Below are 14,867 nucleotides of genomic sequence, written 5' to 3' on the forward strand. Positions count from 1 at the left end.
CCTCTTCCATTGTCTCCATCCCATATAGAAAGAAGCGAAGCCTTAGCGGCCTCGCCCTCATTTCAACCACGCTTCCAGGTTCTTCGGCACCGCCAGACCGCCGTTGGGTGTATACCCTGCACCTTTGCCTGCCGCCACCGCTTTATCATAGAGCGTGACGATCTGTTTCATCCATGCTGGCGTGAGACCCCAGCCGTTGAAAAACCACTTGGGATAGTTGTACTCCGTCATCACATCCGGGATACTGTAGGTCGCCGTGCCGTTCGGGAAGTGCAGTGTGACCACGGCGTTGATCTTCGTGTCGTCCTCCTGCACCACACTGTAATCCGGCGACAGGCTCCACCTGGACATCTCCGGCTGTCCGTTGGCGTTGATGGTATGTTTTGGCGTGATCGGCGTCAGTCCCATAAACACGTCATAGCCAGAGAGCGGCGGGTCGTTGAAACCCTGCATCTGGGTGAAACCCATCCGAAGCGACTTGCTGAAATACACGGGTTCCTGCCAGGTTCGCTTGGAACCATCCGGATTGACCATCGTAAAGGTGACGGTGGCACTGTCCGGCAACGCATCCGGACTGCCCATCCACACCACACGGAATGAGAACCCGGCTCCCGGCCTCAAAAATCCCCAAGGCCTCGGGTAATAGGGATTCATGTACCCGTGATAATCTTCCATCTGGTGCGTCTGACGGTCATAGCCTGGGATGGTGGAGGAAATCTGATTATCCTGCGGCCCGCCTTTGCCCTGCATGTTCTGCCAGCCCGGCCAGCCGTGCGCCGCATCCATTGCGTCCCATAACTTTTCCGCCGACCCCATCGCATACGAATACGGATTGACGATGGTTGGATTGTCCCACTGATTCGCCGGTATCGGCAGCCACATGTGTCCTGGATAGCCCGGATCATAGACTAGTCCGGAAATCTGGCCATCCTTGTAGATACTGGGATACATCTTCGTATACTCCCGGTACACGTTGTAGCAATACGGCACCTGATGCCGATTCTTCCCTGTGCCCACCCACTTGTAGCCTTCCGTGGGGATCACTTCTGTCCAATGAAACACCTGACTGCCCGGTGTTCCGTCGTTGGTGTAGTATTCATCGGTGTCATACGCCACACCGCAATAGGTGGACGGCGGAGGCGATGGCGGTGAAGGGTTCCCCCACGTCACCTGAACGGGTTGGGACGTGGCGATGGCTTGTCCTGTGCTGGTGGAGACGATTTCCGCCGTGAACTGGTCCGTCAGATTGCCGTAGTACGTGGCCTCTGTGGTAAACTGGGTGGCGTCCTTCGGGCTTTGCGCCTGACTGGCGCCGTTTAAGGTGTTGTCCGCACCATCATCCATGATCTCCACGGTATAGTTCCCTGGTACCTGTCCAATCACCTGTGCGGTCAGGGTACTGCTGCTGCCCGATGGCAGTTGGGTCGGTGTGGCGGAGAGCGTCACTTTCGGCACGTTGGCCCCGCCGGTCACGGTAAACGTTTGACTGACAGGCGCAGCAAACGTACCCACGTCATCCCCCGCATACAACGTCACCGTATACGTGCCGGGTGCCAGATTCTTCGTCTCGATCGGAACGCCTTTGACCAGATTGCCACCTGACACAACGTTTCCCCCGCCTCCGTTGACGGTGAAGTTTTCCGGGTTGCCGCTGCCATCTTCTCCCTGGGCATCGTGCGTACCGTTTACCAGGTCTCCATTGATGTAGGTGTTTTGCATGCCGGAGGGTACCGCCCCGCCGATGGTGACGGCGTTAAACAGCGGCGATCCGTAGTCGCTGGGTGTTCCCACGCCGCCACCAGCCACAGGGATCATGCCGCCCGTCAAGCCATTTTGCGACATGTACCACGAGTCCTGCGGCCCCCACACCGTATAGTTGACCCCCTGCGGCGTAGCGCCGATGGATTGAAATGCGGCCAATTGCCCGTCTGGAAACACCAGATTGTTGACACTTTGTCCCTGACTGTTCGTCACGTTCAGGTATTCCAGGTGAGACGTTTGATACCAACTGCCCAAAGACACCTGGTCAAACGCGAACACCACCGAACCTTGCGGCACGTCCCCCTGAATGCGGCTGCTCCCTGTGCCGCCCCACAGCGGCAAGCCGTTGTTGCTGTATCCTAGCCCCAGTTGCGCCGTGACATTGGGTTTGACCATAACAAACTGAGCGCCGTCATTCTGGTCTTTCGTGTTCTCATCCGCCGTGGGAATAAACGCATCCCCCGCCTGCTGTACCAGGTACGACAGGTTGACGAGCGTTTCGCCGGAAGTGGTGGAACCACTAAAGCCGCCATTGGTACTCGTCGTAAACCAGTCATCCCTGATTTCCGGGTAAGGGGTGCTGGTATTAGGCGTAGCATCGTGGTAGGTGATATAGTTTGGGCTTCCGTTCAGCGCCTGTATCCAGGACAGCAAATTCGTGCCGATGAGCTGATTCGGTGTGGCAGGCTTTGTGTTGTGCGGAGCAATGAAAAGATACCCGCCGCCCTGGTTCACCGGAGCGCCCGTAGCCGTCTTCGTCTCCTGAAAGTGCATGTACGGCACAGGTGCGCCGCTCCCTTGCATCGTAGCGATCTCGACACCCACGTTCGCATCACTCGGGTTGCTCGGGTCGGCAAATTCAAACGTTGCGCCGTCCGCTCCTTGTGTGGTGGGGTCAGTGTCGTTAACGGTATTGTTAATCCCGTGATTCTCTAACTTCAACTGTGTGCCCCTGGTGATGGTATACGAGGACGTGATGGTGCCGGGCGTCCCCACGACATACCCGGTGCCTGGAGCCGGGTAGGAAGCGCGGGCGTGTTCAAGCAGATAGACCGTGCCGCCCACTACAAGAAATACGCCCACACTCCCCAAAGCAATCCAGTGTGACCTGCGCCGAGGAAGAAACTGTCGAAACTGTCGTTCCATACGTAAAACACCACATCCCTTTCTCTGTTTTCTTTTCAATTTTATGGAATCTTTGCTAGAAAGTATAACATACTTTTTCTGGAATGTGTCGAGTCTCTTCGATAATAGAGAAAGGGGCGAAGAAAACGTGTTACCGTTTGGCTGGAAGACGGGTGGGGAGATTGTGAGGAATGTGAGGCGGTCAAAAATAAGCTCGGCATCTACGACCCCTATTCACCTGGCATTCGCATTTTCGAGTGCGGGGCGGTTCGTCTCTCTCTGAAAAAACGACCGCCGCGAACCTGACACGGTTTCAACGGCGGTATTATGTGCGATTAAGGATGGCGCCAAGACACCATTTCCCACTGAAATCCATCATTGTTCGGCGTTGGCGAAAGTTTCAGCACATTCGCCTTTGGAGGCGGCAGTACGGCTTCGGCTAACAACCGAATGTCGTTTTCAGTGATGACGCATTGAGTTGAAGCGACCGGTTTCAGCCAATCTTCTGGACAAGCATACAAATTTCCTTGTTCGTCGCGGAAAAACACCTTGTATCCGACATCCACGCTTTCTCCCCCCTTAGCCTTGACGGAAGCAGGGGCGCAGCAAAAAGTCTGACCTTTGAATAACACTAAAAATGTCAACCGTTCAGCACTTATTGCCACTTAACACCAAATTGACCGTTTTTAACTCCACAGATAAAGGTAGGTGCAAATCCGTTGGGTTGCCATACTTGATCGGCCTGCATGACACCACTGCTGATGCCTACTCCCCAAGATGCTACCCCTTTAAACATCAGTGTAGATGGCGTAAAACCTGTGCGGTCGTAGCTCTGCCAGTCGTTGGTGAAATAATTGTAAGACGCTGTTGTTTCATTTTGTGGTGCATATTGCCATATTTGACCGCCATTGGTACTGAACGGCGTGTCAGTTGGTTGTGTAGCACTAGTACTAGTTTGTACACTAATCCACGGCGCTCCCACCGTAAAGTCGTTCTCTATCACTCCTGGCATCGTCGCCACGATCTCGTTGCCCTCGATCTTCACCACAATCTGATTGAACCACTTCATCCCCGCAGGGGAGACGAGACCAGGATCATCTCCGAAAGGCAAAATTTTATACGTGTTGGGCGCGATTTCTTCGTATCCTTGATAATTCATTTTCAAATTTTGAAGGATTTGCTGAAGCTCGCCTACCGTCAAATCGCTATTCGGCGAAACGTTCGTCAATCCATTATCCACGTTGAAGGCCTGTTCAAACGAATTCACAGTCCAGGGTGTACCTGCAAAGTATGAAATGCCGTTATTCTCGTTTGTCGGTGTAATCCCCTGCAAGTCCGCCACGAACTCATTGGCCATCGTGAGGGTCACGGGTTGATTGGCTCCCCAGAGCGTACTGGTTTCGGGTTTGAAAAGACCGTAAGTATCCGCCCCATTCGCCCATACCTTCACCAGTGGCCAGTCACTCTGCGGCACATCGGTAAACGGATCTGTTCCTACACCGTTCGGATATATATATTGAGGCGAAAATTCGTGAACGGTTTGCCCGCCAATTGGTGCCGTCATATTCGCCGCCGCCCAGCCCCCAATCATCTCTACCATGTCCAGCTTCGTCGCTGGCGCACTGGAGCCTGTGCCGCTACTTTGCACCCCGCAGGCAGATTGAATGTGTACGCCAGATGCGTGCCGTTCCAGTCCTCTGTGACGCCCAGGCGCTTCACCACTTCGCCCAGATAGTAAATCGGCACATAGCTGGTGTAGATACCGCTCGATGGGTCTTTCGCCACAAAATACGGCGCATACGCCACCACCTGACCGTTGATCACAAACGCCATCTCGTTTTCAGCCATCGTGTTTTGCACCTTGGGCAAGTTGCTCATGTTGAGCGATACGCTCCCCGGCACACTGATGGATAACTCTCTCGTGTTCCCGTTCCAATCGGCTGACAATCCTGAAATCTCACCCAAAGCTTCATTGATATAATAGAGCGGCAGCGCTGACGTCAGACTCCCCGACCACGGATCCGTCACCACCAAATGATCGGCTGCATTCACATAGTTGTCGTTCCAGGTAATGTCCGTGTACGCGTACTGCGGATTCATCACATTCGGACTTTGTGCCGCCATCACGGTCGTCGGTGCGGTCACCATTGACGCAGATAACGCCATCACGGCCATTATCGCTTGCTTTTTCATCGTCGCATGCCTCGCTTCCATGAAATTTCGTTTTCCAGCCTATCACAAGGTTGCCTTGTATTTCCTTCCATTTGTCTGTAGTATAGAATGCTTGACCGAAAATGTCAATGGGTGGAAATCTTCATGGAACCGTGAATCGACCAAAGGAGCATCAGACTAACTAAAACAAGGAAGGTATAGGTTATTCGCGTCAACCACGGATCGATATAGAAGAGGGTGACGTGCAAGGTTCGCCACATGGATTTCCAAAGACCGAGTTCTTTCCACTGTCCACGGCATTCTTCGCGAATGCTTCCCCACACGTCCACGCCCGGCAGAAGCGGAGACACCGAACGTTCAGATAAATGATACCGGTAATAGAGTCGCTGGATTAGGATGAAAAATTTCTTCTGAAATTTCGGGCTTTCAGATAAAGCCTGGATGAACCTGCGTTCTCTGCGCGTGACGAATGGATGGTTCTCCATTTTTTTAACGAGTTGTTGATACACGGATTTGATGAGATCCGGATTCTCCGTCTTCCAGCGCATCATGCCGGGAAAGCTATAAGGCAACAAAAGTTTTTCGTAGATCGCATAGGCATCACGGTAGAAATGCTTCTTGCGTTCGGAATCCGACTGTAGCATTTTTCTTCGTAACCTCCATTCAAACAACACAAGATTGAGGAAAAACGTCAGTAAGCAGGATAATAAAATTTCAAGCATCCAATCCCTCCTTTTGGGAGGAAAAATTGGACATTTTGAGCAGAGATTCCTCTAATTATGAAGGAGAGGAAATCTGGACGGCGCAACTATTCCAGATATGAAAGAAGAAAAGTGTACGGTTATAGTAGTTTGAAAAAGTGCAAAAAATCGAAGAGGTGTGTGCGCGGTGAGAATGAGAAGAGCGTCCATTGTAGTTTTACTTTTCATTATCTTCTGGTCCCTGTTATTCGCTCAGGAACCGTGTCAACTCACGTAAAAATCTTACCGAAGAGAGATGGCTAACTCATTTAAAAATCTAACCCATTCCCGATTCCGTTGAAGTGGGAGGGGTGAATGGCCGTAGGCCAGAGGGGAGGAGCGAAGCGGCTTCCCCTTTTTTTGTGTCTGTGGAGCTTGTGGGCAACTTGAAGAGTTGTCCATCAAATCCACAGACCGAATGTTTTGGCCTCAATAGGAGTCCCGAGTGCCGTTTCGTTTGTCGTTGTCGATCCCCCTGGAAACCGGTGCGGGCAGCGGAGCAGGAGCAAGGTTCGCCCCGCCTAGTCCCTGTGCCAGCAGTGTCACCAGTTGTCGGTGTAGCTGTAGTGGATTGAGGGACTGTGCCCACTCACTCCAGTACTTTTGGCTGTTCGTTGGGATGGCACTAGCATCGAACGCCCGTTGCAAAGGAGTTTTTGCTGAGTCGTATTTCTTTTGCATGTGACTGCCGTTACGTTTTTTCTCAATGACCTTGCGCATGGGCAGACAGGCATTGGCATATACGTCAAGCCACGCATAAACCGTGTTGAGCCATTGAACATGCTCTGGAGTGTCGAAACGCTCGTAACCTACGATTTCGCGGACCAAGAATCGATTCTTTTGCTCCACGTGAGCGTTGTCGTTCTTCTTGTAAGGTCGGCTTCTGGTGAGCGACAGCCCATTCGCCTTCGTGAAACGAACCAGGTGAGCATTGATGAACTCGCTGCCGTTGTCGCTGTGGATTCCCCACACCGGATATGGCCATTCCGTTAGTATGCGTTCCAGCGCTGCCATGACACCAAGCTGGCCCCTGCCAAGTACCGCAACGCGTCTACTGTATCCCGTCACGACGTCGACGACGGAGAGGGTGTAAGCGAAGTGTCCCAAGGACGATCCGCCGTTGTGCTCGACGAGGTCGATTTCCAACGCACCAGGTCTGTCCTCGTCCCAGTCATAGCGTTCCACTGGAATTTCCGAGCGTAGATGCGCGGACGGGCGTCTGTCGGCAGGGATGTGCTTGGGACCGGGACGCTTCCATTTGGCGATACGACGGGCCAGCGTCGCACGGCTCATTTGCTGCAAGTCACGGATTGCCTCTTGAGTCAGCTTGACCTCACCGTGATTGGCTAACTGTGCGGCAGTACACATCAGCACGGGATGCAAGCGCTCTGCACAAGGATAGTCGAGTGCTTCCCAAACGATTTGAACGATGGGCATCACATCCCTATACCGAAGAGAGCGAGTACGCTTAGCGGGCGGTTTATCGTGCTCCGGTTTGGGTTTCATAGTGGCAATCGCGTACTTCCGCGCGTATCCCAGGGTCCGCTCCAACTCATCCAAAATCTGCGATTTCTCTTGCCTAGTGCGTGCCTTAAGGTAACGCACGCGCATCGTACTCAGGTACTCTTGCCGACTCTGCATGGACATCCGCACATCGATCCCTTCGGTAAGATTTCTGTTTGAGTGAGCCGATACCCTTTCGGTAAGATTTTAGCTGAGTGATCGCGGGAACTTTCTTGGGGACTTGATTTGTGGAACAATGACAACGCTGGCGGAACGCCGCCCAACGCTCCACCATCGCATGGGTTTTCTTCTTTTCATCAAGCCTATCCAACTTTTCCCAATGCTCTTGTTCCCGAAAACTTCGTGCAGGATTTTCATCTACGCCATGCTCAAGTTTTGGGGAATGACGGTCAAGGAGAAACCATAGCTTTGTTAGAATTGTCACGCGCCTTTGATGTTTCGGCCTATCAAAATTTCAATCGTCAAATGTCTACTCGCACTCTGCAATTGGAGGGCAACGATGTTGTTTTGTCAACCATTCGTCCGGTGCTGCATGTAAAGCATAATATCGGCGAAACCATGTTAGATGCAGAATGGGCGCACGTAATCGCACCGAAGGCAAGACTACTCGTTCTGCCCATTAACGAATCTCCCAAACTCTTTCGAAAACAACTCAAAGAATATCACGTTACAGTGGTTAGTGATTCTCTCGTTCCTGTTGGAAGTGGAAGAATGTTATTTGATAATCCGTTTTTGCTGGCCAACGGAAAATCCTTGTTCCCTGCCTTGATGAGCAACGAAGTTCAAAATGTGACTTATGCCGCTGCACATTATCCGTTTTTTGCTTCTTCCGGCGATGGCGGAAACAACGTAACGCCGCTCGTTCGGTTTCCTTATGCTGTAGTGGTTGGTGGGCTTCAGTGGGCAACCACCTCCAGAAATCCCTCGGATTTAACGCCGTGGATTAACGAAGGCTACGGTACGGCCGTGCTTTCGGTGAAAGCCAGTATTCTTGAACGCCAAATCTTCCACCAGGCATGGCGCACGGTCCCCACCGTGACTTGGCTGGCAGGCTATCCTGGTGTTTGGATCGATTCCCAAAACGGTTATCGCGTGGTATATGGAACCAGTTTATCTACTCCGTGTTGGGCGGCACTGTGGGCTTTGGCCGATGCGGCGCATATCCGCCAAACGCACACCCATTTGTCTTCGAATGCTTATTTGACCTTGCTTCAATTGGCACAACAACACCCTGATGCCTTTTGGCAACCCCATACACCGTATGGGCATTTTTCCGCTCTCGTCGGTTTAGGTATGCCGAATCCTAAGAACCTGGTGGAAGCTTTGGCGCATGCACCAAACAGCACCTCGACCGTTTTGGCTCAACCCTGGATCAATGTTTGGAAGCTCTTGACGCTTATGCAGTATATTGGACTGATATTGTGCAGCTGGTTTTTTTTACTGATGGTTTGTGGAGATAATTTACTACACACAGGCACATTTTTTATCAAGTCTCCTCGTTATTTTCGTGTTTTCAGCAAAAAAGTGCCGATGTTACACTCATGGATGATTCGTCACTCTGTTGTACTGGTTTCTTTTGCATCGCTCAGTTTTTGTGCCTGGCTATTTGCGAACGTTCTTCAAACTATCCCCATCGAGCCTTCCTTCGCACGGCCATTATGGGAAAACGGTAGGTGGATTGCACTTTTTGTCATCAATTCATTGATCTGTCTTTTCATAACTGTATGGCCTTGGACGAAATTTTGGTATCCAAAATTTCCAAAGCAACAAAATCAAAGCGGGAATCTGCCACACTAGGACATAGCGGACCACATCACCTGCCGCTAACGCAGTCGGGAGACGAAAAGCCTGACCGTTCGGCAGGATTTCCAAGTTCGGTATAGGTTCTTCGGTCAACTGGGGCGGCGGCGGCAGGATTTCTGTGTACGGTGTGGGAGAAGCAAAATTCTTGGCCACAGAGTAAGGAAAAATAGATGTCGCTCCTGTATAGCCATACATCCGCGAAATGCTCATGGTCATCCGATTCATCACGGTGAGCGTCGTATTGGCAAACCACGGGGAACAAGCAAACCATAGAATCCAGCATGCCATTTCGATGCCTAAAACATAAAAAATGAACTCAAACCATCGACTTTTTCTATCTATTTTGAAATGTACATTCATCCTTTTGCGCGAATGGAGTCTTTTCTTAGCTGAACAATTCATTCGCGCTCCCTCCTTCCATCACAAAATACAAGTCATATAGAAGGAGGCAAAGACTGAAACGTTATCATTTGGTATAGACCATCCGTATAACAGACAATCACGGACTTTCCCAATTTTCACGAAGGGATTCTTTGCGTGCGCATCCCAACTGCATCACTTTCCTTCGTAACCTCTAATTCTCCATGGAAGTGGTTGAAAGAAAAATAACATCTCAAGCAAAACGCTCCAGGCATTGAATGCGTCCAAGAAAGAGTTATAGAAATTATCCCTTGGGAATTTTACGCATACAGAGGTTTAGCTGAAAGACGCGGTTTAGGAATTGCCCTCCGGCGGTGTCGCCGAGTGACGCAAAATGCTGTATTTCCTTATACAGCGCGGAATTTCCGGGTACGGTGTATTGCAAAATGTCGGCGATTATCAAGCGTTTGCTAACAGTCCGTTAGCATTTTTGTTAGCAAAATGGATTCGGGAATTCAACCTAACGCCATGTTCCTACCTACACAAGTATGACTACTGCTGATTACAGCCATGATGTATGCGGAACATCCATACTTGTATTAGCTTGGATAGTGAATAGGATATTATTACCGGATTCGGACACGTTGCATGACTTCGCTACGAATGGATTTGTACAAATTGATTTCTTCTGAGTGCTCCAGTATCATTGAAACACAGTACGGTTGTCGATAAGAGTCATCACCAATCCACTTGTTCGCATTCATCACAACGAGTGTAAGTGGCGTACCAGGGAGATTCTTTGTATCTCTTATAAACTCTTTTGATCCTTTTTGATGGCACCCAGCCTTTCGTGTGTTTTTGCCAGGAGCGAGATGAATTTCCTTATCCCTCAACTCCGGTGGTATGGCTTCGTCATCACTATCTGTCAAGTCCACGGTAGCAAACTTATCAACAACCTCCCCTGGGTCAACAGTTTAAACCACCCAAAGCATTGAGTGTCTTCTCAAATTGCGTGTAGTCAACGCTTTGATTGACTTTGATCCGATAAATCAGATGCGGATTCAGTCTCCCGCTATATTTCGTCCTTAACTCATTGAACGAAAGAGCAATGTTGTCTGCTTGAGCCTTCGTCCGATCAAAATAATCAGACTTTTGTCGACCCTCGGGAACCTTGTATCCGCCACCACCCTGTCTGTTCCTTTTTGGTAAGTCTCGCTGAAATATTGGCAATGGTAAGTGGTCACGAGCCTCCATCTAAATTGCACCGCCTTATTCGTTAACCTCAGCATCCTCTCTAATCTGATACCGGTTAACAAAACGTGAATATGCAAACTCCACATCGTCCTTGGATAAAACGTCCATTCCATTTACGATCGCGTGTTTCATGGCTTCCTTACACATGCCTTTTAAATCCGATGGACTAAATTTTTCAGTTTTAGTAGCCAAACCCATGATATCGATGGATTCACTCTTTTTAATCGGACTTAAATACTGCTTTAGTAAACGGTGCCTCTCCTCAACTGTCGGCAACTTAAAATTAATCACTTCATCAAACCGCCGCCAAATAGCGGGATCCAATATATGAGGATGGTTCGTTGCCGCAATAATCAAGCTTTCACCATCGAATCCGTCAAGCATCTGCAAAAAATTATTCACAACCCGCTTGATTTCACCACTTTCGTAATGGTCATCTCGGTTCTTCCCAATGATATCGACTTCATCAAAAAGAACGATCCAAATACCATTTTTAATAAATTCGAAAACCTTCCGCAAGTTTGTTGCTGTTTCGCCCAAATACGATGAAATTATGGCGTCAAACCTCACGTATACCAATGGAATTTGTAAAACGGAACTCAAAACTTGTGCAGAGAAAGTCTTCCCCGTCCCTGGAGCACCACAAAATAAGACTTTGTTTGCAGGTCTTAAATTATATGTCGCCAATACCTCCATCGACTTGAATTCATGAATGAGTTGTTCCAAAACAAGGCGATTTTCTTCCGATAAAACAAGCTCATCCCAGGTCAGATCATGTTCCCGTATCTCCAACAACGGAAATCCATTATCATTATCTCTTGGAATTGGGAGATCAGTTCGATACCGCCTTGTTGATTGACGATTTAATGTGTTTTTACTGTACAAAGCTTCCTTTAGTTCTTTAACAACCAAGTTGTGCTTTTTTCTTTTCTCCAGATCAATGAATTCTTCTGCCAATCGATAAAATTCATCATCATCTTGTTTGGAATAGGCAATAAACAGTTTCCGAATAATGTCTGTGGATGTCACTTTACTCACCTCCAACCCTTTCTGACTTGTTCGGTTATATCCACCTTTCGAAAGCGACTTCTCACAGTAAATTCATCGGTGTTTCTGGATTCCGTTCTATATCATCTAACGTCCAATGTAAAACGTCATTAAGTCGAACCCTTCCGTTCCCTTGAGTAGATCATGGCCTAATTATGATGGCTTCAATCCCCGTTGTCGAACCCCAAAATGAACGATCAGGGGGGCAATGGGTCTCTCTCGAACGGGTTGTTCCCCTGGATCAATGAATTTCATTCTGGATTGTTCGTCAAGAGAAGCATTCGACCAGGAGAACTGCCTTTCACTTAGGTTCATAAAATCATTCAAATTGGTATTAAGTCAATATAGTGGACACTCCAGAACGGAGAAATTCCGAGTTTTCATATTCTGATATGATTCCTTTTGTCCCGCTCAGCTTGCCTTGGACCTCGATACTTGGAAATATCTTCTTTCGTATTCAACCGGCGTTAGATAGCCGATTGATGAGTGAACACGTTCACGGTTGTACCAGACCTCGATGTATTCGAAAATCCGATGAATTGCCTGTTGTCTAGTTTTGAATTTCTCCGAGGTTGTAAAATATTTTGTGTAAACTCCCAATTCCCTTACGTGATCAGCAGATTGGGAGAGCACCAAAATGACGAAGGTTTCGAAGGAATTCTTAAAGCAGTTTATCAAGGAGAATGACCTGAAATCCACGGAAGATGTACAAGCCGCACTGCGAGATATGTTCGTCAGTACCATGCAAGGAATGCTTGAAGCAGAATTGGACACGCACCCGGGTTACCATAAGCATGACAGCAAAACAAGACCACAGACAACAGTCGCAACGGACATAGCCGCAAGACCCTTACCTCCGAATACGGCAACGTAGAGATTTCAGTCCCCAGAGACCGCAAGGGCAAATTTGAGCCTGAGATCATCAAGAAGAACCAAACCAACACCGTTGGCATTGAGGAGCAGGTTATTGCCTTGTATGCACGGGGTGTCAGCACCAGAGACATTCAGGCCTATCTTCACCAATTGTACGGACTAGACGTATCGCCCACACTCATCTCCAACCTCACGGACAAACTTCTTCCGAATGAATAAAGAATGGCAAAGCCGTCCGCTGCAAACCGTGTATGCTGTGGTGTTTCTGGATGCCATTCACTACAAAGTGAAGCAGGAAAGCCAGGAGATAAACAAAGCTGCCTATATGGTTGTGGGCATTGACCTTGAAGGGCAAAAGGACGTGCTTGGCATCTGGATCGGCGAGAACGAGTCTGCGAAGTTTTGGCTGAACGTGCTTAACGAGCTGAAGATCCGAGGCGAAGATATTCTCATCACTTGCGTCGACAACCTGACTGGGTTCAGTGAAGCGATCGCAGCCTGTTATCCTAAGTCCGACATCCAGAAATGCGTGGTTCACCAAATTCGTAATTCGCTCAAGTACGTGTCGTATAAGGACTACAAGCCCGTGACAGCGGCGCTAAAGCCCATTTACAAAGCCAGCACCGAGGATGCAGCTTTAGCCGAACTGGACAAGTTCGAGGAGATTTGGGGTAGCCAATATCCCCTTCTCGTGCGTTCCTGGCGCAGCAACTGGGATGAACTCGCCACTTTCTTCCGCTATCCGCCAGAGATGCGCCGGTTGATCTATACGACTAATCTGATTGAGGGCTACCACAGGCAACTTCGTAAGGTGACCAAGGGAAAGAGCATCTTCCCGACGGATGATTCTCTCACTAAGATGCCATACCTTGCCACGATGGAGGTTACGAAGCGCTGGGCCATGCGAGTACAAAACTGGGGGCAGATTCTCAGTCAGTTCATGATAGACTTTCCTGACCGTATAGAACGCTACATTCATTGAAATCGCTCCATGAGGTTTACACAAAATTATTGACAGGCCCGTAAACTTACCATATAAATTATAAAAGAGTGTAAGTGATAGAATCTTCTATTATCGTAATTTTTAAATTCCTATTCCCTAGATACCAACTATCTGTTTCTAACATATAAAAGGTATACGAACTTATATGTGCCTGAACAGCCAAAGAACCTTTGGGCATTTCTAATGTTGCAGCTAAAGAAAACCCCGGATAAATCCCATCATCACCACCGTATCTTACATAAAATCGTATAAAATCTCCCGAAGTTAACCAATAGTTTGTTTCAAACCATTGAACCGTCTCTATTGGAATGATGAGTCTTATGATGATCCCCTTCTTTTTCTTCCATCCTATTTTTATTATTGACAATCTTTCCAACCAACTGTTCTAGTCGAGCTAATTCTTCCATAGCATCATCGAGATTTCTTTGAGTTATATTTGTCCCACCCGGGAAAAGCAGGAATCGGACGGCCGCTAATGAGGAACGAAGGTCATTTAATATTTGCCAAGAAACAATTCTTTCGTTCTTTGTGATTTGATGTGACTTTGGTTGATGGGGTTGCATATATTGACGTTTCTCTAGAGCATGGCGGTAACCAAGCCAGCAAATATTGATGGTTCCAATACCCTGTACTATGCCAAAAGCAGATAAAACATCGAAAGGATATAAAGCAGAATGTTGTTCCATCCATATTATGCATGTTATTAGTCCCAACAAAAGACCAGGAAGAAAACTTAAAAAATAAGAAAGTGCCCCAATTATAGCTAGACGCAAAGCAAACCAAGGGAAACCTGCCCATACTCCATAAATGGCAAACACAATAGCAACAAAGGCTAGAAGAAGATTCAGATAACGAGCTGCTGTATCTAATAATTGATTTTCCATTCTCTGGAAGATAAGTAACAAACGCTCGTATTTTCTCATCTTCTTCTCACCTCTGCTACTTTCTTCTTTCTCTAATTCCCATTGGATAACGACTTTTGCTTTCGATAAAACTGCCTTGCAGAAGCCCACATATTACCGGTTATCCAAATACCAAGAAATAGTATCGGTACTCCCCATACGAGTCCCAGCCAGGTTTGATGAATAATCGCCTCATACACTAGAGATGTCCCATATACGCCAGATAGCAAAGCCAATATCCATATCAGATACATTCGAATCACCGCACCCACATTGAATCCCTTCTCTCCCAAATTTTTTAAC

At 48.5% G+C, this 14,867-nt stretch carries 11 protein-coding genes and 1 pseudogene; 2 read left to right on the top strand and 10 right to left on the bottom strand.

Annotated features, from left to right (window positions below):
- Positions 1 to 57: 57 nt before the first annotated feature.
- The 6 genes from FY534_RS07820 to FY534_RS07845 all read right to left on the bottom strand — a co-directional run bounded on the left by FY534_RS07820 (position 58) and on the right by FY534_RS07845 (position 7,235).
- Positions 58 to 2,703 (bottom strand): hypothetical protein, encoded by a 2,646-nt coding sequence (locus FY534_RS07820; RefSeq protein ID WP_238413449.1) that lies wholly within the window; start codon positions 2,701 to 2,703, stop codon positions 58 to 60.
- A gap of 518 nt (positions 2,704 to 3,221) precedes the next feature.
- Complete coding sequence (locus FY534_RS07825; RefSeq protein ID WP_203114214.1) at positions 3,222 to 3,452, bottom strand: hypothetical protein; 231 nt, start codon at positions 3,450 to 3,452, stop codon at positions 3,222 to 3,224.
- A gap of 89 nt (positions 3,453 to 3,541) precedes the next feature.
- Entirely contained in the window at positions 3,542 to 4,450 is a 909-nt protein-coding gene (locus FY534_RS07830; RefSeq protein WP_203114215.1) for a hypothetical protein, read from the bottom strand.
- 29 nt (positions 4,451 to 4,479) lie between these two features.
- Positions 4,480 to 5,079 (bottom strand): hypothetical protein, encoded by a 600-nt coding sequence (locus FY534_RS07835; protein WP_203114216.1) that lies wholly within the window; start codon positions 5,077 to 5,079, stop codon positions 4,480 to 4,482.
- A 104-nt stretch (positions 5,080 to 5,183) separates the two neighbouring features.
- Complete coding sequence (locus FY534_RS07840) at positions 5,184 to 5,780, bottom strand: hypothetical protein (RefSeq protein ID WP_203114217.1); 597 nt, start codon at positions 5,778 to 5,780, stop codon at positions 5,184 to 5,186.
- Positions 5,781 to 6,227: 447 nt separating this feature from the next.
- Positions 6,228 to 7,235 (bottom strand): transposase, encoded by a 1,008-nt coding sequence (locus FY534_RS07845; RefSeq protein ID WP_238413450.1) that lies wholly within the window; start codon positions 7,233 to 7,235, stop codon positions 6,228 to 6,230.
- A gap of 312 nt (positions 7,236 to 7,547) precedes the next feature.
- Between FY534_RS07845 and FY534_RS07850 the strand changes: the two genes are divergently transcribed.
- Complete coding sequence (locus FY534_RS07850; RefSeq protein WP_203114219.1) at positions 7,548 to 9,119, top strand: S8/S53 family peptidase; 1,572 nt, start codon at positions 7,548 to 7,550, stop codon at positions 9,117 to 9,119.
- A gap of 1,635 nt (positions 9,120 to 10,754) precedes the next feature.
- Here the strand turns inward: FY534_RS07850 and FY534_RS07860 are convergent.
- Together FY534_RS07860 and FY534_RS14840 are read right to left on the bottom strand one after the other, a co-directional pair.
- Positions 10,755 to 11,768: an AAA family ATPase gene (locus FY534_RS07860; protein WP_238413451.1), complete on the bottom strand. Its 1,014-nt coding sequence runs from the start codon at positions 11,766 to 11,768 to the stop codon at positions 10,755 to 10,757.
- A 429-nt stretch (positions 11,769 to 12,197) separates the two neighbouring features.
- Complete coding sequence (locus FY534_RS14840; protein ID WP_255567360.1) at positions 12,198 to 12,530, bottom strand: IS3 family transposase; 333 nt, start codon at positions 12,528 to 12,530, stop codon at positions 12,198 to 12,200.
- Between FY534_RS14840 and FY534_RS07870 the strand changes: the two are divergent.
- A pseudogene (locus FY534_RS07870) lies at positions 12,424 to 13,641 on the top strand (IS256 family transposase). The gene FY534_RS14840 and the pseudogene FY534_RS07870 sit on opposite strands and share 107 nt — an antisense overlap.
- Before the next feature lie 302 nt (positions 13,642 to 13,943).
- Here the strand turns inward: FY534_RS07870 and FY534_RS07875 are convergent.
- Complete coding sequence (locus FY534_RS07875; RefSeq protein WP_238413452.1) at positions 13,944 to 14,585, bottom strand: hypothetical protein; 642 nt, start codon at positions 14,583 to 14,585, stop codon at positions 13,944 to 13,946.
- Positions 14,586 to 14,617: 32 nt separating this feature from the next.
- Positions 14,618 to 14,836, bottom strand: a complete 219-nt coding sequence (locus FY534_RS07880; RefSeq protein WP_238413453.1) for a DUF4407 domain-containing protein — start codon at positions 14,834 to 14,836, stop codon at positions 14,618 to 14,620.
- Between the last annotated feature and the right edge of the window lie 31 nt (positions 14,837 to 14,867).

Origin of the sequence: Alicyclobacillus sp. TC, assembly GCF_016804365.1 — a bacterium.
GTDB classification, from domain to species: Bacteria; Bacillota; Bacilli; order Alicyclobacillales; family Alicyclobacillaceae; genus Alicyclobacillus_I; species Alicyclobacillus_I tolerans.

Coding starts and splice junctions, on each gene's coding strand:
- FY534_RS07875 (WP_238413452.1), bottom strand. CDS start 14,585: ATGAGAAAATACGAGCGTTTGTTACTTATCTTCCAGAGAATGGAAAAT.
- FY534_RS14840 (WP_255567360.1), bottom strand. CDS start 12,530: ATGGTACTGACGAACATATCTCGCAGTGCGGCTTGTACATCTTCCGTG.
- FY534_RS07830 (WP_203114215.1), bottom strand. CDS start 4,450: ATGACGGCACCAATTGGCGGGCAAACCGTTCACGAATTTTCGCCTCAA.
- FY534_RS07840 (WP_203114217.1), bottom strand. CDS start 5,780: ATGCTTGAAATTTTATTATCCTGCTTACTGACGTTTTTCCTCAATCTT.
- FY534_RS07835 (WP_203114216.1), bottom strand. CDS start 5,079: ATGAAAAAGCAAGCGATAATGGCCGTGATGGCGTTATCTGCGTCAATG.
- FY534_RS07845 (WP_238413450.1), bottom strand. CDS start 7,235: ATGCCCATCGTTCAAATCGTTTGGGAAGCACTCGACTATCCTTGTGCA.